General features: G+C 68.0%; 15 protein-coding genes and 3 pseudogenes. 12 read left to right on the top strand and 6 right to left on the bottom strand.

Going from position 1 to position 23,545, the window contains the following annotated elements:
* Positions 1-505 precede the first annotated feature (505 nt).
* On the top strand, positions 506-1,726 hold the full coding sequence (locus HCJ92_RS05230; RefSeq protein ID WP_167932230.1) for an acetyl-CoA C-acetyltransferase: 1,221 nt from the start codon (positions 506-508) through the stop codon (positions 1,724-1,726).
* Positions 1,727-1,967: 241 nt separating this feature from the next.
* Positions 1,968-3,104, top strand: a complete 1,137-nt coding sequence (locus HCJ92_RS05225; protein WP_167932229.1) for a hypothetical protein — start codon at positions 1,968-1,970, stop codon at positions 3,102-3,104.
* A gap of 83 nt (positions 3,105-3,187) precedes the next feature.
* On the opposite strand, the gene HCJ92_RS05220 is transcribed toward HCJ92_RS05225, so the two are convergent.
* Positions 3,188-3,538, bottom strand: a complete 351-nt coding sequence (locus HCJ92_RS05220; protein ID WP_167932203.1) for a hypothetical protein — start codon at positions 3,536-3,538, stop codon at positions 3,188-3,190.
* A 379-nt stretch (positions 3,539-3,917) separates the two neighbouring features.
* Here HCJ92_RS05220 and HCJ92_RS05215 point away from each other — a divergent pair, with 379 nt between their 5' ends.
* Complete coding sequence (locus HCJ92_RS05215; RefSeq protein WP_209310749.1) at positions 3,918-4,163, top strand: hypothetical protein; 246 nt, start codon at positions 3,918-3,920, stop codon at positions 4,161-4,163.
* A 219-nt stretch (positions 4,164-4,382) separates the two neighbouring features.
* Here HCJ92_RS05215 and HCJ92_RS05210 read toward each other — a convergent pair whose 3' ends face one another.
* Positions 4,383-4,850 carry a hypothetical protein gene (locus HCJ92_RS05210; RefSeq protein ID WP_167932228.1) on the bottom strand — a complete coding sequence of 156 codons (468 nt, stop codon included), beginning with the start codon at positions 4,848-4,850 and terminating at the stop codon, positions 4,383-4,385.
* Positions 4,851-5,489: 639 nt separating this feature from the next.
* On the opposite strand from HCJ92_RS05210, the gene HCJ92_RS05205 reads away from it, so the two are divergent.
* From HCJ92_RS05205 to HCJ92_RS05185, 5 genes are all read left to right on the top strand, one after another.
* Positions 5,490-5,750: an Imm32 family immunity protein gene (locus HCJ92_RS05205; protein ID WP_167932227.1), complete on the top strand. Its 261-nt coding sequence runs from the start codon at positions 5,490-5,492 to the stop codon at positions 5,748-5,750.
* A gap of 244 nt (positions 5,751-5,994) precedes the next feature.
* Positions 5,995-6,402, top strand: a complete 408-nt coding sequence (locus HCJ92_RS05200) for a hypothetical protein (protein ID WP_167932226.1) — start codon at positions 5,995-5,997, stop codon at positions 6,400-6,402.
* A 1,152-nt stretch (positions 6,403-7,554) separates the two neighbouring features.
* The gene (locus HCJ92_RS05195; RefSeq protein WP_167932225.1) at positions 7,555-7,842 is read left to right on the top strand and encodes a hypothetical protein; all 288 of its coding nucleotides are present in this window, start codon (positions 7,555-7,557) and stop codon (positions 7,840-7,842) included.
* On the top strand, positions 7,823-8,059 hold the full coding sequence (locus HCJ92_RS05190; RefSeq protein ID WP_167932224.1) for a polymorphic toxin-type HINT domain-containing protein: 237 nt from the start codon (positions 7,823-7,825) through the stop codon (positions 8,057-8,059). The genes HCJ92_RS05195 and HCJ92_RS05190 overlap by 20 nt, the downstream gene beginning before the upstream one ends.
* A 527-nt stretch (positions 8,060-8,586) precedes the next feature.
* Positions 8,587-8,949, top strand: coding sequence for a hypothetical protein (locus tag HCJ92_RS05185; protein ID WP_167932223.1), 363 nt, complete (start codon positions 8,587-8,589; stop codon positions 8,947-8,949).
* A 165-nt stretch (positions 8,950-9,114) separates the two neighbouring features.
* Here the strand turns inward: HCJ92_RS05185 and HCJ92_RS05180 are convergent.
* Positions 9,115-9,531 (bottom strand): annotated as a pseudogene (locus tag HCJ92_RS05180) (transposase); the annotation flags it as partial.
* 316 nt (positions 9,532-9,847) lie between these two features.
* On the opposite strand from HCJ92_RS05180, the pseudogene HCJ92_RS05175 reads away from it, so the two are divergent.
* Positions 9,848-10,364 (top strand): annotated as a pseudogene (locus HCJ92_RS05175) (IS110 family transposase); the annotation flags it as partial.
* 385 nt (positions 10,365-10,749) lie between these two features.
* Here HCJ92_RS05175 and HCJ92_RS05170 read toward each other — a convergent pair.
* A complete protein-coding gene (locus tag HCJ92_RS05170) occupies positions 10,750-11,505 on the bottom strand; it encodes a TipAS antibiotic-recognition domain-containing protein (protein ID WP_167932222.1) in 756 nt (251 codons plus the stop codon).
* 302 nt (positions 11,506-11,807) lie between these two features.
* On the opposite strand from HCJ92_RS05170, the gene HCJ92_RS05165 reads away from it, so the two are divergent.
* The 3 genes from HCJ92_RS05165 (at position 11,808) to HCJ92_RS05155 (ending at position 23,139) form a co-directional block, all read left to right on the top strand.
* Entirely contained in the window at positions 11,808-15,977 is a 4,170-nt protein-coding gene (locus HCJ92_RS05165; protein WP_167932221.1) for a LamG-like jellyroll fold domain-containing protein, read from the top strand.
* Between the two features lie 77 nt (positions 15,978-16,054).
* Positions 16,055-22,846, top strand: coding sequence for a polymorphic toxin-type HINT domain-containing protein (locus HCJ92_RS05160; protein ID WP_167932220.1), 6,792 nt, complete (start codon positions 16,055-16,057; stop codon positions 22,844-22,846).
* The gene (locus HCJ92_RS05155) at positions 22,846-23,139 is read left to right on the top strand and encodes an immunity 53 family protein (RefSeq protein ID WP_167932219.1); all 294 of its coding nucleotides are present in this window, start codon (positions 22,846-22,848) and stop codon (positions 23,137-23,139) included. Before HCJ92_RS05160 ends, HCJ92_RS05155 begins: the two co-directional genes overlap by 1 nt.
* A 29-nt stretch (positions 23,140-23,168) precedes the next feature.
* Here HCJ92_RS05155 and HCJ92_RS24705 read toward each other — a convergent pair.
* Positions 23,169-23,334: pseudogene (locus HCJ92_RS24705) on the bottom strand (IS5/IS1182 family transposase); the annotation flags it as partial.
* A 30-nt stretch (positions 23,335-23,364) separates the two neighbouring features.
* A complete protein-coding gene (locus HCJ92_RS25765; protein WP_167932232.1) occupies positions 23,365-23,493 on the bottom strand; it encodes a transposase family protein in 129 nt (42 codons plus the stop codon).
* Between the last annotated feature and the right edge of the window lie 52 nt (positions 23,494-23,545).

The following is a 23,545-nucleotide window of genomic DNA, read 5'->3' as shown; positions in this document are numbered from 1 at the left end:
GGCTCGGGGCGTGCCGGCCCCCTGCCCGTCGCTCCCGACGGCGGCACAGCCACGGGCGCCCCCGGTACCGACGGTCGGCGCCCGTAGCGCGGGCGAGCGGGCCGGCGCCCCGGGAGGCGGTGGCGGGAGGCGGTGGTCGGCGCCGCCCGGTGGGCGAATGCGGCGTGCGTCACACGACGCGATCCGTGACGACGGCCCTACGCGCGGGTAACTTCGCGGTGCGGCCGTCAGCCCCGGCGCCGCTTCCGCCCCACGGCGAGCGACCCGGGCCGGCACCGCACCCCGTCCGCACCACCGCCGGGCGCGCCACGGCCCGACGCAGGACCGCCCGACACGACCGCCCGCACGACCGCGCCAACGCTCGTCACAGCACCAGCTCCACGCACCACGCACCATGAGCTCAACGCTGAATCCGCTCCACGCGGCGCCAGCTCCACGCACCACCGCCCGACCCGCCAAACCGCCCGGCCGGCGAAGTCGCCGGCCCCGGCCCTGGGAGCCAGCAATGCCCGAAGCCGTCATCGTCGCCGCCGCCCGCTCCCCGATCGGCCGGGCCGGGAAGGGGTCGTTGAAGGACGTGCGCCCGGACGACCTGACCGCGGCGATCGTCCGGGCCGCCCTGGACCAGGTGCCCCAGCTCGACCCTCGCGAGATCGACGACCTGATGCTGGGCTGCGGCCTGCCGGGCGGCGAGCAGGGCCACAACCTGGGCCGGGTCGTCGCGGTGCAGCTGGGCATGGACCACCTGCCCGCCTGCACGATCACCCGCTACTGCTCCTCCTCGCTGCAGACGACGCGCATGGCGTTGCACGCCATCCGGGCCGGGGAGGGCGACGTCTTCGTCTCCGCGGGTGTCGAGACGGTGTCGCGGTTCGCCCACGGCTCGTCCGACGGCATGCCCGGCACCCACAACCCGCTGTTCGCCGACGCGGAGGCCCGGACCGCGCGCCGCGCCGAGCAGGGCGGCGACGGGTGGACGGACCCGCGCGAGCGCGGCGACGTCCCCGACGTCTACATGGCGATGGGCCAGACCGCCGAGAACCTGGCCCGCGCCAAGGGCGTGACCAGGCAGGAGATGGACGAGTTCGGTGTCCGTTCGCAGAACCTGGCGGAAGCGGCCATCGCCGCCGGGTTCTGGGAGCGGGAGATCACCCCGGTCACCACCCCCGACGGCACGGTCGTCAGCGCCGACGACGGTCCCCGGGCGGGCGTGACGCTGGAGGGCGTGCAGGGCCTCAAGCCGGTCTTCCGCCCCGACGGCCTGGTGACCGCCGGCAACTGCTGCGCGCTGAACGACGGCGCCGCCGCCCTGGTGATCATGTCCGACACCAAGGCCCGGGAGCTCGGCATCACCCCGCTCGCCCGCGTCGTCTCCACCGGGGTCTCCGCTCTCTCCCCCGAGATCATGGGGCTGGGCCCGGTCGACGCGTCGCGCCAGGCGCTGGCCCGTGCCGGGATGACCATCGGCGACATCGACCTGGTCGAGATCAACGAGGCGTTCGCAGCCCAGGTCATCCCGTCCTACCGCGACCTCGGGGTCGACCTGGACCGCCTGAACGTCAACGGCGGCGCCATCGCCGTGGGCCACCCCTTCGGCATGACGGGGGCCCGCATCACCACCACGCTCATCAACTCGCTCCGGTGGCACGACAAGCAGTTCGGACTGGAGACTATGTGTGTGGGCGGCGGTCAAGGCATGGCCATGGTCCTGGAACGCCTGAGCTAGAGGTGACCCACGTCACTCCGGGACGCTCGGTATACACCAGCGATACCGAAGCGGCCCCGTGATGTGACCCAGCAGAAGACGCCCCGCATCCGCGCAGGTCAGCGCGGTGCGGGGCGTCGAGCAAAGGAGGCTGAGGGACCAAATACCCTCCAGGTTCGTGACGTTCCGCTCTGCACCACGTGGCACCGGTGCGGAAACGTGGGATAGGAACTAGGGGGACACCGCGACCAGGAGATGCTTTGTGAGCGCCATATCCCTCATCCTGATGCTCGCCGCCGGGCTCGCTCTGGCCGTTTGTACGGCCGCACTGTGGGCCGCACGCGGCCTGCGCGCCGAGGTGACCGCACTGCGGGCACTGTTGGCACCCGCGCTGCTGCCGCCGGCCCGCGTGGCACCGGACGAGGAGCTGATCCGGGCGGCGGTCGCCGACGCGCTGGCCGACGAGCGCGACCGCGAACTGGCGGAGGCGCGCGCGTTCTGGGCGGAGCAGGAGGCACGCGACGCCGAGAACGCGTCGATGGGCCACCACGACTCCGCCGCCTCGTCCGCGGACGAGATGCTGCTGGACGCCCTGCTGGAGCGCTACCTGGCCGAGGGCGACCACGCCGGTGCCGACGGGTCGCTGCTGGGCGGCGCGGAGTTCGGCGCCCAGGGTCCGGACGTCGACCTCGCCGGTTACGACGCCCACGACGCGACCTTCGGCGTCCGTCCCACCGGTCCGGCCGTGCCGCGCCAGGGCACCGGCCGCGAGGACGCCGACTTCTTCGACACCGAGCGCCCCGAGGACGCGTCGACGGGCCGCGTGGACGAGTCGTCCGCCGCCCGGGACCGCCGCTCCGGCGACGAGCACCCGCAGAGCGAGGGCGGCGAGTCCGCCACCCGCCGCCCCTTCCTCCCCCGCCAGGCCACCGGTGACGTGACCCCCGCGCCGGCGCCGGAGCCCCGCGACGAGGACGACCAGCTCTCCGCGGAGATGGCCGCCGCCCGCCGCCGCCACCCCTCGCACCCCGGCTACTCCCTCTCCGGCGAGCCCGTCGAGCTGCCCGGCCAGGCCCGCGAGCCCGGCCACGACGCCGCCGTCGAGGAGTACGAGCGCACCACGGAGCGGCTGGGCCGCCTCGCCCGCGCCGGAACCCCGCTCGCCGACGTGCGTCCCGGACCGCTCGGCACCCTGGACGTCTTCCTCTTCGAGGACGGCACCACCCTCTGCCTCTCCCCCGGCCACCGCGAGACCTCGCAGCGCCTCGCCTCGGCGGTGCGCGCCGGTGAGTCGCCCGTGCTGCTCGGCGGCTCCGGCGTCTCCGGCGCCTACGCGCTGACCTTCGCCTGCGGCGAGGAGAGCATCTACCTGCTGGCCGACCGCATCGTCGCCGCCTGACCGACCGACCGCCGGTCCCCACGACCTCGGCCCCCGCTGAGCCGCCCACGGCTCACCGGGGGCCGACTCCATGCCGGGGTGTCTCAGGAAGAGGACTTCCGCGCTGCCCGGTCCAGTACGACCGGCCGCCCACTGACCTTGTCGTAACGGCGGCGCACGTACATCGTGAAGCCGAGCGCGTGCAGCGCCTCCTCCGCGGAATGCGTGTTGGCCGGCCGCCGCCCGAGCGCGGCCTCCACCAGCGGCAGTACCGGCAGGTTCCGCCCACCGACCTCGACGACCACTTCGTGATCGGTGTTGGCGGGCGTCCGCAACGCGGCGACGGCGACCATCGCGAACGTCAGCTCGGCGTGGCCGCCGCCCAGCAACCTCACCTGTGCCGCCTCGGCCTCGGCTCCGGTCTTGGCTCCGCCCCCGTCACTCGTCTCCGCCACCACGTCGTCCCCTTCGACTCCTCCGGGCCGCGCCCCTGCCGGACGGCCGCGCTCCTGCCGCCGAGGCTACGCACCGCGCTCCGCGCCGGGGCGGCGTTCGCCGAACTCCACGGCCCGCCCCCGCACCCCGGCTGCAACCCACCGAACCGCGCGCCGGTCGGCGGCTGCGATACTCCATCGCGTCACACCCCCAACCGTCCCGGGAGACAGCAGGTCAGCGTCACCGCGGTCGGCTTCTTCGAGGACGACGAGGAAAAGCACGTCCTGGTCGTGGGCATCGGGTGGACCGACGAGGAGGGTGCCGCCAGGTCCCTGTTGCTCCAACGCAGCACACTTGAACCCGACGAGCAGGACGTTCGGGGCGGCATGGACTCCTACTGTGTTTCCACCGAGCAGGGGCTTCACCGTGTACGGGTGTCTGCGAACCGTCGCGTTCGGCGGAACGACACTGACACTGGTCTTCCACCAGGAGGACGCGCAAGCGCTGGGCGTTCCCTCCGAGCTCGCGCTGGAACTGGGCACCGCGGAGGTCGACACGGCCCATCTCGCCGACAGGCTGCACGAGGTCCTGCACTGGGGACGCGCCTCGCTCCGCCCGGAGCTGGCCGGACTGCGGGAACAGTGAGGTCGGCGCTGCCGACTCGACCCGCGCGACCCCGTCCGTCACCCAGGACGACGTCCTGCGCCCGGCACTCCGGCCCCCGCCGACCGCCAGCGGTGCTGCGTCGACCGTCACGCGGGCCAACTCGGACGTCAGCGGCCGACTCGGGCCCGCTCATACGCGGAACCTCGCCGCCCCGAACGTCAGCGGCTGACCGCAGAAGAGAACCCGGCGCGGGCGCGCCTAGCATTCGTTCGGACAGGTTGCCTCGGTCCACGACGCCCGGAGGTCGCGGCACACGAGGGTGAGCGAGCCCTCCCTGCAGGCAATCTCATGGCTGCAGCCCTCCTGGTGGGGCAGGATCTCGTCGAGGATCACCGTCCCACGGAGCCGGCCTCGTTCATCGGCGGGCAGATCGACAGCGAAGCCGGAAACGCCCGTGTAGCGAATCACCAGGTCCCTGTCGTGCTTCCAGCAGTTGTGCCGGAACTTGACCGCCAACTCCCCCTCGCCGGACCACTGGAGAAGGCTGACCGTCAGGTCCTTCACACATCGACTGCTGTGAAAGTCGTAGTGCGCCGCATCCGTGGCGAAGGCACGCGCACCAGGGGGCAGTTCTCTGGCGAACAAGGGAAGGTCACGAAGGTACCGGCTTGGATCCAGCACCCCCGCGACATCGCCGACCTGCGCATCGAGACTGACGTACTTCACCGCTGCCCCGTTCCCGGTCGAGGCTTCCCGCCGAGTCGCCACACACCGCGCGCGACGAGCCCCGATGTCCTCGACGGGCGCCCGCCGCTGACGGGTCCCCGCGCCTCGAGGACGGCCCCAACCGACTCGAACATACAGCGCCACAGGCAGGCCACTACTGCCGCCTTGCACGCTTTGCGCCGTGCTGCACGCCCCGTCAGCACGCGCGGACACGTGGGTCGCGTGCGGGACCGACCGAAGTGCACCGGCTTGCACGGACCAGGCCCGGCAACCGCCGCGGCGGCGGTCGGCACCGGCCATGATCTGGCACACCGCAGGCAGATCCAGCCCCGGCCCTGACACAGGCTGAGGACTCTCGGGACGACGCCAAGGACGAAGCCTCTGGCGCGGCGAGAGATCTCTGATCGTGAACCCGCCCCCGGGCCCTCGCCTCGCTGCCAGGCCAACCACACGCCGCGAGGGACAGGCCGGCAGGGAAGATTGCGGTGGTGGCTCCATCCGTCGGTCGTGTATGCCTACTTCACGGTCATCGACAGCTCGACCGCACGCAGGTCAATTACCGCCCCCTCCCAGCGCCCAAGGCAGTTGGCGCCTGCCTCGGGGCAGCAAAGTCGCCGAAAATCACGCTAGGCTCGCCCGATGGAGCACGTCATTTCCACACCCGACTACCGACCTGACGAAGGCCTGCGTTTCTCGTGGGATGAGGGATTCGAGATCTTCGTCTCTGCGACTCAATCGGAGGTGCTCATCAGGGCCAATCGAGCAGGACTCACTTCACTGGCGCGGCACCTCATGACGCTCGCACAGGAAGAAGTGACAAACGGCACGCACGTCCACCTCACCGCCGACCAAGAAATCGAATCAGAAGTTGATCTGATCCTGGAAAAGATGGCAGGCTGAAAAGTTTTCACACGCAAGGCCGGGGCGAGCTGTGCAACAACACATCGAAACCCATGCGCACCAAACCGCCACAGAAGTCGATGGCGATGACCTGCGGGCATGGACTCACCGCTGCAGCCGTCGTTGCCAAACACCCCAAAGCAAAGCTGGGACGAAAACGAATGGAACCACGAAACCACTTGGAGACGCTACTCCATCCCGACAGGGCTCTGCAAACACACCCAAACTCGCGAGAGGCGAATCAATGAGCCACGACAGCTCCGCTGTTCCGGTGACGGGTAGGCGTGTGCGCGCCGCGTACGGCGTAAGGTACACCCCGGACGACTCCGGTCGATCTGCCTCATTCGAGGCCTTGGAGCTCGTGTGCGACACGCCCCCTTCCATCGTCTTCTCTTGCGGAACGGACTGGACCCTCAGAACGACCGAGGGCCACTGGCCCAACCTGCCCGCATGGTGTTTCCCGATCGATTCGTGGGCTTTCGAGGAAGTAGAAGAGATCGGAAAACCCGGACTCGATGTCATCGCCTCGACCTCACGTCTCCTCGATGCCGTGGGCGAGGAGATCGGCACTTTACTGGAGTTCCGCACTGCCTGGGTCACCGTCAGCTCCGGCGATGCACTTTCGCTGGACGTCACGCACAAGAGCCAGTAGAGATCACTACCCGATCGAAACCAGCAGCGGCAAAGACAACCGAAACGGGCCCCACTGATCCACCGATGATCATCGTCGAAACATTCCTCAGAGCGCATTCCAACAGCTTCATTCGAGTCGACACAGAGCAAGCCAAGGATTCCGGAAGCATCGAGGGATCGGCCTCCGTCTCCATCGATGGCCGCCCCTTTCTCGACGTCACCTGCGGGACTACGTCCACCCCCTCTGGGCATACCTGGTTGATCCGGTCTGCTCGCTCCGCGCGACGGGATCGAGCTCCTTCTGTTTCCCGGACCAGCCTGTTCAGGTCAACCTTAGTGGTGAGCCCAAAGGAAGATTGCTGGCATTCGTTACCATGGCGGAACAGATTCGAAAACTACTCACCAACGAGGCTGAATTCGTTCAGGCACTACGTTCACGCGGTTCGCATCTCTTCAGCAGAGCTGCATCACAGTTTTCCGGAACGGGCTACGATCGAGACAGCTCGTGGGCTCTTGCTGCGCGACCCGGAAGGCTCCTTCCTCAGCGACACCCGATGGGAGCGACGGCTTGACGAAAGCCAAGTCGCCGCTTTCAGGAAAGCAGAGCGGACGCTGGGTACGCGCATGAGAGACACGCAGCGTGAACTCCTGATATCGGAGATAGCGGGCCGAGCTCACCTACGGCGAGCTGGTCTCGCGAGCCGAACGCGAGCTGCCGCGAGTGCCTTGACCTTCCGATCTGCAACAACAGACAAGGTTGAGGCTCGGCAGCCTGACAGAACCGAAAGACAGCGAGAGATCTACATGTCCAGAGAGGTCACATTGCACCGTCGAGTCTGTGGCCTGCTGCAGCACCAACCCCCCTGGGGGGGAAAACGGATATACTCCGAGCTTCGAGATCTGTGACTGCTGCGGGATCGAATTCGGGTACGAAGATATACGCCCTTCGGGCATCGCACGAGCTCGAGACGCTCGAAAGGAATCGGGGTACCGGTGGGCGGAAGACTCAGCGCGCCCCAGCGGCTGGTGTGCCGATATTCAGCTGCGGAACGCCTGGCACCCGGAGCAGTCTGACGCTGGACCCCGGCCCTAGTATCGCCATGGTAATTCAAGTCACTGCGCCGACGCCGACCTCCACGAGAACTTACAAAATCAGGGGGAGTGTTTTCTGATGGTCGAGATTCCAGTCGACAAGCTCAAGAATGTGATCGACTTGCTCATGGAGCGGATCCAGACCGATGAGCAGGTTTTGGACATCGAAGCGGACGCCTTCTGGTCGGTTCCGCGGGATCAGGCGTACAACGTCTACAGCGAACCGCAGAATCTCACGATCGGCATGCTCTCTGAGTCGTGGGGCCACCTGGAAGATATGCTCTCCGATCCCGACCGTGTCGTGGGACACGGCTTCGTGTGGCTCTCCGACGTGCTTCGCGCCATCGGTGACGAAGCATCCTCCTGATCAGGGAAGCAACGGTGGCTCGCCGCAGCTCATAGCCACCGACAACCACCCACTCTGGCTGCCAGCAACCCAGCAGTGGATCGACGCCGCGGAGCTCAAACCGGGCGCCCAGCTCCACGCCAACGACGGCACCCTCGTTGACGTCACCGCCGTCACCACCAGCACGACGGCCACGACCGTCCACAACCTCACCGTCGAGGGCGTCCACACGTACTAGGTGCTGGCAGGCCAGACTCCGGTCTTGGTCCACAATTCTGGGGGATGCCCAGCTGGGGTCCCGCGCTCGGCGGACGGCAAGTTCTCGAAGCGTGATGGCGAGCCTGGACGAGATGGCGCTCCGGATGAAGCAAACGCCTGGGATCAGCTGGAAATGGACGGCGCAGTGGTCAGGCGCAAAGAAACTGGAGTTTCCGCTCCAGGAATGCCAGTCCGCAAGTATGACGGAACGGTTGAGATCAACGGTCAGTGGTACGGAATAGAGGTGAAGGGCGGAACCGCCAAGAAGGACCCCCAGCAACGAAAATTCGATGATTGGCTCAATACGCCTGGTAATACGGTCACAACTAGAGATGGCAGAACACTTGTCGGGGTCCACGATGTTTGGATAGATCGGTAGAGCCTGCGGGGGTCGACCCGGACGATCGGGTCGACCCCCACAAGGCGAACTGGCCGGACTGCGGTAGTGTATCCGAAGTTCAGTGCTGCGAGTCGACCCCGGCTAGCGAATCGGAAGAGGTGGCGACGATGAGTTTCGATCTGGTATTTTGGCATCAAAGAGTGGCCCCTACGCTAGGGGAAGCCGCTCAGATCTACGATCAGTTGACGGATGGAGTTACCGGTACCGTCAAAGAAAGTTCAGCGGTCGATGATTTCTACCGAGCCGTGATCTCCGAATTTCCAGATCTAAGCGAGGAAAATATGGAGGAGTCTCCATGGGCTTCTCCTCTCTATGTCACTGGAGAGTGCGTAATCGCCGCTATCTCTTGGTCGCGCTCCAGTGAAGTCTCTTCGGCGCTACTCGGCTTGGCGTCGACGCACGGGCTGACTGCGTATGACCCTCAGGATCAAGTGGTCTATAGAAATTCCGAAGACAGCTCAAACCGCTGATGAATTGCAGGAAGAGCGCATTCCGCAGACAGCGGGGCAGGTACCGCCGCACAGGTTCTTGACGGCAACGGTGACGGCAACGTCAGCGGACTTCACGTGCGAGTCAGGAGCCGGAGGCGACCCCCTCGTCGCCGGCACCACCGGGCCAAGCCCTAGAGGTTTGTCTCACGCGGTAAGTTTCTTGTAGCAGGTCAGGGTGGTGGCCAGGCCGAGGAAGGCGAAGAAGTGGGAGCCCTTTCGCTCGTATCGGACTGTGAGCCATAGGTATCCGAAGAGCCAAGCGATCGATCTCTCGATCTTCCAGCGGTGCCGGCCGAGACGTTCGCCGGAATCGATTCCCGGCCTGGCGATGCGCGGGACAAGTCCCCGTTCACGCAGCCAGGCGAGGTGGTCCGCGGAGTAGTACGCCTTGTCGGCACGGAGCTTGACCGGGAGGCGCCGACGAGGTCCGCACCTGGTGCGGATGGCGGGTATCCCGCGGATCAGCGGCTTGAGGGCGAGACTGTCGTGCATGTTCGCGCCGGACACGGCCGCGGGGAGCGGACGGCCCTGGGCCTCGGACAGCTTGTGCAGCTTGCCGCCCTTCTTACCGCGATCGACCCGGGTGCGGCCCGGTCAGCGAGCCCCCGTTACCGTTCTCGTGGCCTCGCAATGAGGCTCCCGGCCTTCGGCCCCGGTATGACTTGAGCCCCCAGTCGAGATGATCGAAAAGGTGGTGCCGCCGGTGCCGGAGGCACTGGCAGACCGCTGATTAAAGGTACCAGCGCCGGACCCATGAACGGGCGAGGCAGTCTCTTCGTAACGTGGATGCCAGCACGCTGATGCCGTAGGTGAGGCCGGGGAACAGGCGAGGGCGAGAGCAACGGCCGCGACGGATAAAACTGACATCGGTGTCTATCTGGGGCTTGATGTCGGCAAGGGCGAACATCACGCCACCGCCGTCAATCCCGCCGGGAAGAAAGTGTCCGACAAGCCGCTGCCCAACAGCGAACCGAAACTGCGGGAACCGTTCGAGAAGCTGCGGGCCAGGCACGGCACCGTGCTGGTGGTCGTCGACCAGCACGCCTCCATCGGGGCTCTGCCGCTGGCGATCGCCCGGGACGGGGGCTGCCAGGTCGCCTACCTGCCCGGACTCACGATGCGGCGGATCGCCGATCTCTATCCTGGTCCAGTCCAAGACCGACGCTCGCGACGCGTTCGTCATCGCGGACGCCGCCAGGGCCATGCCCCACACCCAGCGGACCATCTATCCCGCTGACGAGACGGTCGCCGAGCTCGCAATGATCGCCGGGTTCGACGACGACCTGGCGGGCGAGTCCATCCGGATCGCCAACCGGCTCCGCGGCCTGCTCACCCAGATCCACCCGTCGCTCGAACGCGTCCTGGGCCCGCGCATCCAGCACCCGGCCGTGCTCAGAGCGTGTTGGTGGGTGGGGTGGCTCGTTGGGTAGAGCGTGGGCCGAGCACCGGGGTATCCGTCTGATCTGACTTATGGGAAGTGGGAGTTGATCGCTGCGCTGCTTCCGTCGCCTCGTACCCGAGGGCTTCGCCGCCGTGTGGGTGACGGCAACCGTCGCCCGAGAGGAAGGCTGACCGGGCCCGCACCGAGTACTGCGAAGATCCCAGTGCCCCCGAGCCGAGGCGACCCCCTCATCGCTGGCCCCACCGGGCCGTGGATAGACATCGGAGGGGCCGGGCGCACCTCCGCGTCTACCGCACCCCGCACTCCGACAGGTGGAGGTCCAGGGCCTGATCGGCGAGAGGCCAGGAGTGAGCGGGATGCTGCGGTGGGCGGGGTTGTTAGTCGGGTGGGACGGTGGTGGGGGCGAGGGCGGTGGAGAGCCAGGTGAAGGCTCGGGCGTAGTCGGCTAGTTGGGCGTTGTTGGATTCCAGGGTGCCGCTGATGACCTGGACCAGGTGCTGGTAGCGCTCCTGGGGGTCGGTGGCGGGTGGGCCCTGGGCTGACTGTTCCAAGTCGGCGAGGATGGCCGGCTCGATCTCCGAAAGCCCGCGGCCGATCTCGTCGCGCGTCTCCGGGTCCTCGAAGGAGGCGTCGAACATCTCGCCGAGCCAGGCGAGATACCGGGCTGCCAACTCCTGGCCGAGTGGCGAGTCCGGGGCGACGCCGGCCTTGTGCGCCTCGACGGCCTCCTCGATGAGCGGGGTGGCGCTCTCGTAGGAGGCGAGCGCCGACGGGGAGACCAGCATCTGGCCGGGGCCGTCGGTGAAGCGGTCGTTCAGGTCGTCGCGGATCGCGCGCCGCACCTCCGGATCGCTGACCATCGACGCCAACTCGATCCAGGCGTCCAACTGCTCCGGAGTCGGCTCGTCCGGGAGCCGGGGCGGCGCCGAGTTCAGCTCGGCCACGAACCGCGGGTTCTCGTTGAGGCCGTCGCTCACATCGGCCCAGAACTCCTCGATCAACCGAACCCGTTCCTCGTCCGACATGGTCACCAGCTGGCGCAGCAGGGCGACCTGCTCGGCGCTACCCCGCCGGCGGACGATAGCCCACGGCAGCTTGCGGCCACGGAGACCCCCACTCCGGCTGCCAGCCACGCAGCAGTTGATCGACGCCGCCGAGCTCGTACCGGGCACCCCGAGGTGTCACTGGGTGTTCACAACTACCCCCCGACTGCCCGTTATCGACCACGACGAGTGCGTAATTGACCGCCCAGCGTCCGATCTGACGGTTCGCGTGATCACAAAGTGCTGGACAGGACGCATGTGGTGACCATACGCTCCTGCGGTCCCACACATCTGTGGAGGCGGTGTTCACACCTGGGGAAGGGTGCGTGGGGGGAATGGTGGGGCGATCACGCCTGCCTGCGGTTCGGGCTGGGGTTGCGGTCACGGTGTCCATGGCGGTGGCGTTGGGGCTCGCTCCAGCGACGCAGGCGGCCCCCGCGGCCGGTAGCGAGCCGGCGTCGGAGTCCCCCACCGTGCCGGGCGAGCAGTACGACCCGGCGCTCCCGGAGGAGTCGCCCGAGGCCACGGCGATAGCCGAGGCTCGCGCAACCGGGGAACCCGTCGAGGTCGTCTCCCAGCGCGGCGAGGCCCGCGAGGTGTTCGCCACCCCCGACGGTGACCTGGAGGCACGGGAGTACGTCGTCCCGGTGTGGTCGCGGGTGGCCGGTGAATGGCAGCGCGTCGACCTCGACCTCGCGGCGGACGATGACGGGCGAATAGCCCCGACCGCCGCCACGGTGGACGTGACCTTCTCGGCGGGCGGCGACGACGAACTCGTGGTGCTGTCCAAGCACGGCCGCGAGTTCGCGCTCGACTGGCCGGGAGAACTCCCCGAGCCCGTCCTGGCGCAGGAGCGCGCGACCTACCGCGATGTGCTCCCAGGCGTGGACCTGCGGATGGAGGCGGTTCCCGACGGGTTCTTCTCCCTCCTCGTCGTCAAGAACGCCGAGGCCGCCGCCAATCCCGAGCTGGAGAAGATCCGCTTCGAGCTGGAGACGAGCGGACTGCGGGTCGAGACCACCCCCGAAGGGGGGCTGACCGCGCTCGACGCGGGTTCTGGCGGCGTCGTCTTCGAGGCCCCCACCCCCCTGATGTGGGACTCCTCCACCCCGACGGCGACGGAAGGCGGCGCGCAGGCGCGCGCGGCGGCCCCCGCCATCGACGCGGACGAGACTCCGGCACCCAGTGACTCGTCCCGGCTGGCCGAGGTCGAGTTGGAGGTCGACAGCGACGGCTCGCTCGGCGAGCTGGTCCTCGGCCCCGACCTCTCGGTGCTCCGCGGCGAGGACGTGCAGTACCCCGTCTACATCGACCCGCAGACGCACTCGCCGCGCGCATCCGCGTGGACGATGGTCTCCCGCCACTGGTCCAGCAGCCCGCAGTGGAAGTTCAACGGCCGGGCGGACGAGGGCCTCGGCTACTGCGTGGGCTGGTCCGGATGCAACCCCAACGAGGTGAAGCGGCTCTTCTACCGCATCGACACCTCCCGGTTCGCCGGAACCCGGGTGCAGAAGGCGGAGTTCGTCGTCCGCAACACCCACTCCGCCCAGTGCACCGCGCACCCCGTGCAGCTGTGGCGCACCAAGGGCATCACCTCCTCCACGACGTGGAACACGCAGCAGGCATCGGGCTTCTGGATCGAGCGGCTGCGCACCAGTTCCTTCCACTACGGCGGCAACCCGCAGCAGGGCTGCCGCCCGGCGGGCGACGCCGAGTTCGACATCACCTCGGCGGTGCAGAAGGCGGCCGACAGCCGCACCTCGACGATGACGTTCGGTCTGCGCGCCAGCAACGAGTCGAGCAACCTGCACTGGAAGCGCTTCAGCAAGGACGCGCATCTGCGGGTGACCTACAACCGTCCGCCCGCCCGCATCAAGCCCTCGCAGATCACGCTGGAGTACGGCGGTACCTGCAAGCCGGAGTCCAATCCGGCGATCGCTCGGTCGCTGGGCAACGTCCACGCCAACAACGTCACCGACCCCGACGGCGACAGCGTCCGCGTGCAGTTCCGCGTCCGCTGGTCCGGCGGCGTGTGGGACGCGCCGCTGACCTCCGCCAAGCGCTCCGGCTCGTCGTTCTCCCTGAGGCTGCCCAACCACCTGCCGCAGAACAGCACGCTGCGGCTGTACGCGCGTGCCTACGACGGCTCGCACTACGGCCCGTGGTCCGAGGTCGACGGCCACCCCTGCTACTTCCGCTACGACACCTCCGTGCCCGCCGCCCCGACCATCACCTCCGACCGCTACCCGGAGTTCGATCCGTCGGGTACCGATATCTGGTACCAGGGAGCGGGTCACTACGGTGGCTTCACCTTCACTGCGGCGGACCGCGACGTGAATCGCTACCGCTACGGCATCAACAACGATCCGACCGCCGCGAACCAGGTGGCGACCAGCTCGGGTGCCGCGCGGAGTGTCTCCGTGCTGCCCGAGGAGCCGGGGCTCCACTTCGTCACGGTGCAGGCGCTGGACCAGGCCGGCAACATCTCGGAGGTCCGCACCTACCAGTTCCTCGTCTCGCCGGGTGAGTCGCCGCGCGCCGCATTCTCTTTTGACGAGGGGCCGGGCGCAGCCGCAGCTGAGCCCGATGTGCCACAGCACGACGCGACGCTGACCGGCGGTTACGCACTCGGTGCCCCCGGCGTGCTGGGCACGGCACTCCAGTTGGACGGTGAGACGGGCCACGCGGCCGTCGAGGGTCCGGTGGTGGACACGGGCAAGCCCTTCACGGTATCCACATGGGCGCGCCTGGACACCAAGTCCGCCGGCTCGTCCGTCGTCGTCGAACAGACCGGCCGCAACTTCGCGGGCTTCACCATCTACCACTCCGGCCACTACGACCAGTGGGCCGTCCTGGCCCAGCGCAGCGACGACCCGGCGGGTACGGCGCGCAGCCGAATCCTGGCCGACGTGCCCGTCACGACAGGGACGTGGACGCACCTGGCCGCCTCCTACGACGGCACGAACCTCCGGTTCTTCGTCAACGGCCGGCTCGCCGGGACGACACCGCACACGTCTGCGTGGTCCGCTCAGACATCGCTGCAGATCGGTGCGTCTCGTCGCGGGAGCGTGGTCAGCGAGCACCTCGGCGGCAGCGTGGATCAGCTGCAGTTCTTCGACTACGCGATGACGACCGCTTCGGGCCCGATGGCGCAGCTCTACGACAAGCAAGCCGTGTCGACCGCTCCTCACCGTCCCGCCACCGCCGTCTTCCCCTTCGACGAGCCCGCCGGGACGACAACGGCCACCGGAACGGCCGACCACGGGCCCGCCGTCTACCACGGTGGCGTGCGAACCGGTCGCCCAGGCGCCAATGAGTACGCAGCCACGTTCAACGGCACGGACAGCTACGCCGTGACCGAGGCGCCCATCGTCGACACCAGCCGTGACTTCTCCGTCTCCGCCTGGGCACGACTCGACAAGTCCCGGGCCGACGGTGCCGGAATCATCGCCGCGCAGACCGGCGACGACGCGCCCGGGCTGGAGCTCTACTACTCGAAGAGCTACGACCGCTGGGTCTTCAATCAGTACCGCGCCGACACTCCCACCGCCTCGCCGGTCAGGGCCATGCAGCCGAACGGGACCGTCGCGCAGGGTGACGAATGGGTGCACCTGGTGGGGGTCCACGACTCCGTCGCCGACACGCTCACCCTGTACGTGAACGGCGTACAGGCCGGTCGTACAACCCGCGGTGGCGCCTGGGACGCCACCGGCCCCGTCATGATCGGGGCGGGTTCGTACAGCGGCGACATCCGCTCGCACTTTCCCGGCGACATCGACGACGTCCGGTTCTACTCCCGGGTCGTCACTCCCACCGAGGTGGGCCAGTTGCTGAAGCAGAACCCGCTGCTCACCGCGCGGTGGGAGCTGGACGCGGGGAGCACGACCTCGCCCGACGCCTCGCCGAACGAGAACCACCTCACCCTCCACGGCGGCCATGAGTTCGGCCCCGGTCGCCACGGGGACGCCCTTCTTCTGGACGGGGCGACCGGTTACGCGCAGACGGCCGGTGTGCCGCTGGACACCACGGCCAGCGTCAGCGCGGCGGCCTGGGTACAGGCAGCCGCCGCGCCCGAGGAGCCGGTCACGGTGCTGAGCGCTGCCGGCAACCGCCAGAACGCGCTCGCCGTGCGTTTCCTCCCGCACAGTGAGGAGCCCGGCTGGGGATCGTGGCAGGTAGCCGTGGCGGAGGAGGACGACGCGTCCTCGCGTCTCTCGAGCGCGGTCAACCAACTCTTCTACGACATCAGGGACTGGAACCACCTCGCCTTGGTCTACGACGGGTCGACCAAGCGCGCCAGCCTGTACGTCAATGGGTCGCTGCAGGAGATCGTCTGCACCGAGGACTCCGACGACTCCTGTGTCGCGGGTTCCAGCTGGACCGACAACGCGCTGACGTTCGAGGCGACGCACTCCTTCCAGCTCGGCAGACAGCGCTCGGGCAGCGGGTGGTCCGAGTACTGGCCCGGGGCCATTGACGACGTCTGGCTCTACCAGGGCGTCCTGAGCGCCGCCCAGGTCCTGGCCACCGGTTTCGGGGATTCCATCACCCCCGGGCCCTGAGCCCTTCCGTGCCACCGCTATCCGACTGCTCACCCCTCACCGGCCGCCCAGCGCGCACTGAAGGACGACGCACCCAGATGAAGAACACCTTCCTCGCCAGACGGCGCACCGCTTCCCTCCGGGGCAGGATCGCGCTCGGCGTGGCGACCGTCATGGTCGCCTCACTTGTCCAGGCCGTGAACCCGTCCGTGTCGAGTGCCGACGACGGCACGGTCGAGGCGGAGGTCGAGCTCGGGGAGCCGGTGGACGGCTCGGACGGGCTTCGCGTGGCGCCTCGCCCGGTCGACCACACACCCCGTGTGATCACGGACCAGCCCAGTGCTGAGTTCCCGTCCGACGCAACCCACGAGGTCGCCATTGAGGGCGGCGACGGGCCGTTGACGGACGGAACGGCTTTCGACCCCGTGGGGGGCCTGCCCGTCGAGGTACGGACACAGCAGGACGCGAGCGTCGTTGTCGAGGCGCAGCCGGGCGCAGCCGGCGGAGACGGCTCTCCGGGCATCGCCTTCAGCCTGACGGTCACACCGGACGAGCCGACCGGAGCCACGGCCCGCACCGCCTCCGAAAGCGGCTCGAACGACCTCACCGAGGTCGACGTGCGCATCGACTACTCGGCGTTCGCCGAAGCCTACGGCGGTGGCTACGGGGACCGGTTGACCCTGCACGCGGCTCCGGACTGCGCAGAGGACGGCGACTGCTCGACCGCCGAGCCGGTCGATGTCGTGAACGACACCGAGCAGCAGACCCTCACCGCGGCAGACCTGTCGCTCCCTGCGGCGACGCCCATGACCCTCATGGTGGCCGCGGCGGCCGAGGGCGACAAGGGCGACTACACCGCCACGGACCTGTCGCCGTCCAGCACGTGGGAGACCGATCTCAGCACCGGTGACTTCACCTGGTCCTACGACATACCGCTGCCCGACGTCCCGGGTGAGCTGACGCCCAGCATCGGCCTGACCTACTCGGCGGGCAGTATCGACGGCCGTACGTCCTCCACCAACAACCAGGGCTCCTGGGTCGGCGACGGCTACAACCTCTGGCCCGGGTACATCGAACGCAACTACAAGTCCTGCGGCTACAAGAACGTCGAGGACGAACACGAGAACAAGGTCGCCGACCTCTGCTGGGACCACGACAACGCCTTCATCTCGCTCAACGGGATGGCGGGTGAGCTCGTCCCCGCGGGTGACAACACCTGGAAGCTGCAGTCCGACAACGGGACCCGCATCGAGCGGCTGACCAGCTCTGCCCGGGCCAACGGGGACAACGACAACGAGTACTGGCGTGTGACCGACCCCGAGGGCACCCAGTACTACTTCGGGTACCACCGCCTCCCCGGCTGGTCCTCCGGCCGGGCCGTCACCAACTCCACCTGGACGGTGCCGGTCTACTCCACCAAGGCCGGAGAGCCCTGCTACAAGGCGACCACCGAGGACTCCTGGTGCCAGCAGGCCTGGCGATGGAACCTCGACTACGTCGTGGACGCCGCGGGGAACGTCGTCACCTACTACTACGACCGCGAGCAGAACTCCTACGGCCGCTTCCTCGACGAGGAGAACAACACCCGCTACACCCGCGGCGGCACCCTCAACCGCATCGAGTACGGGCTCACCAAGGGCAACGAGTACTCCGGCCAGCCCCTCGCGAAGGTGCTCTTCACCAACAGCGACCGCTGCCTGCCGGGCGGCGGCGCCGACTGCGCCGACATCACCAAGAACCCCCAGTACTGGTACGACACCCCCTGGGACCTCAACTGCGACGCGAGCGCCGACTGCGACCGGGGCCGCTACTCTCCGAGCTTCTGGACCACCAAGCGCCTGACCGAGATCACCAGCCAGGTCCGCAGCGGCACCAGCTACCGGAACGTGGACAGTTGGAAGCTCGCGCACCACTGGGGCACCGCTGACGTCGACTACCAGCTCCTGCTCTCCAGCATCCAGCGCACCGGCCACTCCGCCACCCCCGCAATCACCCTCCCGAAGACGACCTTCGGCTACACCCAGCTCGCCAACCGCCTGGACCGCACCGGGGACGGCTACGCCCCCTTCATCAAGGCGCGCCTCTCCTCCATCGCCGACGAGTACGGCGGCCAGGTAGATGTCGGGTACTCCGCGCCCGCGTGCACGCACGGCAGCACCCCGACGCCGCACACCAACACCACCCGGTGCTTCCCGCAGTACCTCGCCGGCGGTCCGGAGCACGACCCGGACCTGCAGTGGTTCAACAAGTACGTCACCGAGGAAGTGGCGACCACCGATCGCACCGGAGGCTCCCCCGACCAGGTCGTCCGCTACCGCTACCTCGGCGGTGCGGCCTGGCGCTACGACGACAACGCCCTGGTCGACGACGACGAGAAGACCTGGTCCCAGTGGCGCGGGTACGGCCACGTCCGCGTCCAGAGCGGCAGCCAGACCCGGATGGAGACGCAGGAGGACTCGTACTTCCTGCGGGGCATGCACGGCGACCGACGGACGCCCAGCGGAGGTACCAAGAGTGTCTCCGTGACGCTGGGCGCCGGCGAGGGCGACCCGATCACCGATCATCCGACGGCAGCCGGTCTCCCCTACAAGACCGTCACCTTCGACAAGGCCGGCGGCGCCGTCGAGGCCAAGACGGTCACCCGCCCGTGGCACCACCAGACGGCGCGCAGCGTACGCGACTGGGGAACCATCACTGCAGACTTCAAGGGCGCCGCAGAGCTGAAGAGTTGGATCTCGCTCGACGACGGCGCGGGCCAGAAGTGGCGCATCAGCGAGACGCATCACACCTACGACACGGTCGCCGGGCGTCTGGTCCAGGTCGACGACCGCGGCGACACCGCGATCACCGCCGACGACCGGTGCACCCGCACCACGTACCCCGCGGTCACCGACGCGAACCTGCTCAACCTCCCCTCCCGCGAGGAGACCGTCGCGACCCGTTGCGCCGCCACGCCCGACAGGGCCGACGACGTAGTCAGTGACGTCCGCTACGCCTACGACGGGCGGGCGCACGGGCAGAGCCCCACGGTCGGCCGCCCCACCGCGACGGCGGAACTGATCGAGCACGACGGAACGGTCGCCCGCTACGTCGAGGCGACGGCGACCTTCGACTCGTACGGTCGTCTGCTGTCCGAGACCGATCTCGCCGCGGACGTCAGCGTCAGCGGCAACGGCGCTCCCACGCGAACGGCTCGCACCGACGGTCGCACCTCCAGCACGACGTACACCCCGGCCGTCGGCATCCCGACAACGGTCCGCACGGTCTCACCGCCGGTACGCCCGGGCGACTCGGCCTCTGCCTTCACCGAGACCACCACGCTGAGCGCCGGCCGCGGACTGCCGACCCGACTCTCCGACGCCAACGGCAAGGAGACGGTGCTCGACTACGACGCGCTGGGCCGCGCCACCAAGGTGTGGCACCCGGACCGCCGGACCACCGCACTGCCGAGCCTGGAGTTCACCTACCGCGTGGTCGACGGGCAACCCGTCGCGATCGGTACCCGCACGCTGAACTCGCGCGGATCGCAGCTGACCAGCTACGTCATCTACGACGGGCTGCTGCGCGAACGTCAGACCCAGGCGCCCGGGTCCGACGGCGGGCGCATCCTCACCGACACGTTCCACGACGAACGCGGCCTCGTCACCAAGGCATTCGGTAGCTACTACGCGATCGGCGAACCGGGCCAGACGCTGTTCCTCCCGGAAGATGCCGACAGCGTCGAAACCCAGACCCGGCACACGTACGACGGTCTGGACCGCGAGACCGAGACCCGTCTCATCGCCGGTAGCGGCGACGGCGGCGACGTCCTCTCGACGACGCGGACGATCTACTCCGGAGACCGCATCACCATCCTCCCTCCGGAGGGCGACACCGCGACCACCTCCATCCGCGACGCTCGTGGCCAGCTGACGGAGTACCGCCAGCACCATCAGCCCGCCGCGGACGCCGACTACGACACGACGACCTACAGCTACACACCCCGCGGCGAGCTGGCTTCGCTGACGACACCGTCCGGCGCCACCTGGAACTACGCCTACGACCAGCTGGGCCGTCCCACGACCACCGCCGACCCCGACACCGGCACTTTCACACGCACCTACACCGACCGCGGCGAGTTGGAGACCTCCACCGACGCGCGCGGCACGACCCTGAGCTACACGCACGACAACCTCGGCCGCAAGACCGAGCTGCGCGAGGGCGGACCGGACGGACAGCTGCGAGCCACCTGGCAGTACGACACCGTCACCGGCGCCAAGGGACACCTCGCACGCTCCACCCGGTGGGAGAACGGTGAGGCCTACGTCTCGGAGGTCACCGAGTACGACCGCCGGTACCGCCCCCTGGCCACCCGCCGGGTCGTTCCCAGCGCGGAGGGCGCCCTGGCCGGCACGTACGAGACCCGCCAGACGTTCGATGTCGCCGGCCTGCCGCAGGCAACCAACCTGCCGGCCGCGGGCGGGCTGTCACGCCAGACCGTCGCCTACACGCACGACCTGCGGACACTGCAGCTCACCGCAACCGAGCTGCCGGCGGGCACCCGGCTGAACGCCACGACGGAGTACAACCGGACCGGCGCTCCCATCCGCCAGTCCTTCCGACAGTCCGCAGACCGGTCCATCGACACGACGTACACCTACGAATGGGGTACGCGGCGCCTGAAGACCTCGACGGCCGTGGCCGTGGCGCCCGGACCGCGAGAGGCGCTTCGGGGAGAGACGTACAGCTACGACGAGGTCGGCAACGTCCTCTCGATCGCCAACGTCGCCGGCGGCAACGACGTGCAGTGCTTCGCCTACGACCACCTGCGGCGGATCACGGAGGCATGGGCCCAGAGCGCCACGCGGTGTGCCGACCCCTCGGGCGAGGTGCCCATCGGGGGCCCGGCCCCATACCACCACTCCTACACCTACGACCTCGCGGGCAACCGGGAGACCGAGGTCCTCCACGAGCAGGACACCACTCGCGCCTACGAGTACAGCGAGTCGCAGCCGCACACCCTGACCGAGGTGATCCAGGACGCGCCGGGTGTCCGGTCGCTGGAGGAGTACGGCTACGACGACTCGGGGAACACCGTGTCCCGCCAGACCGGGGGCGAGACGCAGACGCTCTCGTGGAACCCCGAAGGGCGCGTCGCCCAGGTCGAGAACGCCGAGGACACGACCGTCGAGTACATCTACGACGCCGACGGCTCACGGCTGATCGCCCGGACCGACTCCGAAACCACCCTGTACCTCGGCCACACCGAAGTCGTGGTCAAGCGCGGGGCAGCCACCGCGGAAGCCACCCGATACATCGACCTCGGCGCCGGCCATGCCGCAGTCATCGAGAACGACTCCACCACCAGCTTCACGCTCGCCGATCACCACGGCACGGGCAATGTGGCGGTCAATGCGCAGACACTCGAAGCCACCCAGCGGAGGACCCTGCCGTTCGGCGGCTACCGCGGTGAGGACCCCGGTGCGGCATGGCCAGGGACTCGCACCTTCGTCGGAGGCTACGACGACACCGCAACCGGCCTGTACGGCCTGGGCGCACGCGAATACGACCCCGCCCTCGGCCGCTTCATCTCGGCCGACCCCATCATGGACCGCAGCGACCCGCAGCAGCTCCATGGCTACTCCTACTCGAACAACAACCCGCTGGCGTTCAGCGACCCCACGGGGCTTTTCTTCGGCTTGGGTATCTGGCGGGGGCTACTGAACCTGGTGCGGACTATCAAGTCCATCCCCAAACGCGTTCCCATTACAACGTCGCGACCGACCAACTACGTGGAATTGCCGGGGCGTCAGCCCACGTTCACCATCAGGCCCACCCCCCCTCGCCCGGCTCCCGCTAAAGACCCGGGGATATGGGGCGGTTTTGTCGGCAGAGCGAAGGCCGTCGGCGGCGGCATCCTGGACTTGGCCACCACGGGCGCCGGCGCCGTCAAGGGCTGCTTCACGGGCAACTTCTCAAGTTGCACCGATGGGGCGGATCTCGCCATGTCGATGACGCCCGGCACGCCCCAGTTCACCATGGGAATGGTTGAAGGCGTCGTCGGCCGCGGCAAGGAGATCTACGGCGACATAAAAGACGGGAACTACGGGAAGCTCACGGGCGAACTGCTATTCGACGCAGCCGTCGCGGTAGCCTTCCGCCGCGCCCCAATCGTGGGGAAGCGGGGCGGCAGCTGCAACAGCTTCGTGCCAGGAACCCACGTCCTGATGGCCGATGGCACCACCATGGCCATCGAAGACCTCAGCGTCGGCGACGAAATCCTCGCCACCGATCCCGAGACCGGCGAGACAGGTCCGAGAACCGTCACCGCAGAGATCACAGGCGAGGGCGAGAAGGTACTCGTCGGCGTGTCCGTCGCCGACGCGGACGGCAACACCCACAAGATCACCGCAACCGACGGCCACCCCTTCTGGCTCCCCGACGAAGAAGAGTGGACCAAGGCGGCCGACCTCACCGCCGGCGACCAACTCCTCAGCTCCACAGGCCTCCCCGTCGTCGTCGTGGACACCGACACCAACACCGGCATCGCGACGGTTCACAACCTCACCATCGAGGGCGTCCACACGTACTATGTGCTGGCGGGGACCACACCCATCCTGGTCCACAATTCTCGTGGTGGGAACTTGTGTCAGCATCCAGACGCGGAAGGGCCCCATACCTCATTCCGCCGCGACGGAACGACCGGGGAGATCGACCACTATGAATCTTACGATCGACCGTCGGATCCCCGGGACCCACGGCCGTTCATTCCGACGAAACGAGTCGACGTGAAGGGTAAGCCCCACTACGACAAGAAGACAAAGACAAGCGTTCCGACGCCACACGTAAACCTGCCGAATGGATCAGCGATTCCCGCGGAGCCCTGGGAGATCCCTAGAAGGAACCCATGATGTCGAACTTGAAGGATATTCAGCAGTGGTACGCAGCCGCCTGTGACGGCGACTGGGAACACTCATATGGAATTCGAATCGAAACAACCGACAATCCTGGCTGGATCATCTCTGTCGACCTGGCCCGAACCGCTCTTTACGGTCGCATGTGCGAGATGGAAGACGAATGCACTGATGGGTCTTGGGCTTCGGCAAAGAGTGACGGAATCGAGTTTGTTGCAGGATGTGATCCAAGCTCGCTGGAGAGGGCGATCGGCTATTTTGTAGAATTCGCTGCTGCCGAATCCGCGTGATGGCTGGCCGCTAGGCCATCTCTTTCGGATCATCTCGCGGACCAGATGAAGATGGCGGCGATGTGGAGTCCGGCGAGGTAGATGGTGGCAGGTAGCCAGGCCGCGCCACCGCTTGAGCTTGTTGATGCACCGTTCGACGGTGTTGCGTCGCTTGCAAGCAGCGCGGTCGAAGGCCGGCGGACGGCCACCCCGGCTTGGATACCCAGCGAGGGACACCCGCCTCGGTCATGGGCTCGACGAGAAGGGGGCGCGGTCCGCACCGATGCACCGGTAGACGGTCGTGGCTCTGATGCCGAATTCGGCCGCGAATTGGGAGTATGGGCGGCCGTTGCGCTGGTGGGTGAGGGTGAGCAGAGCCTGTCACCCGTGTTTGGGCGCCGCCGACAGGTTTCGGTCTTCTACCCGC

The organism is Streptomyces spiramenti (genome assembly GCF_012034385.1).
In the GTDB taxonomy this organism is placed as follows: domain Bacteria; phylum Actinomycetota; class Actinomycetes; order Streptomycetales; family Streptomycetaceae; genus Streptomyces; species Streptomyces spiramenti.
The sequence above is the reverse complement of the archived record's forward strand: the minus strand, read 5'-3'. Positions and strand labels throughout refer to the sequence as shown.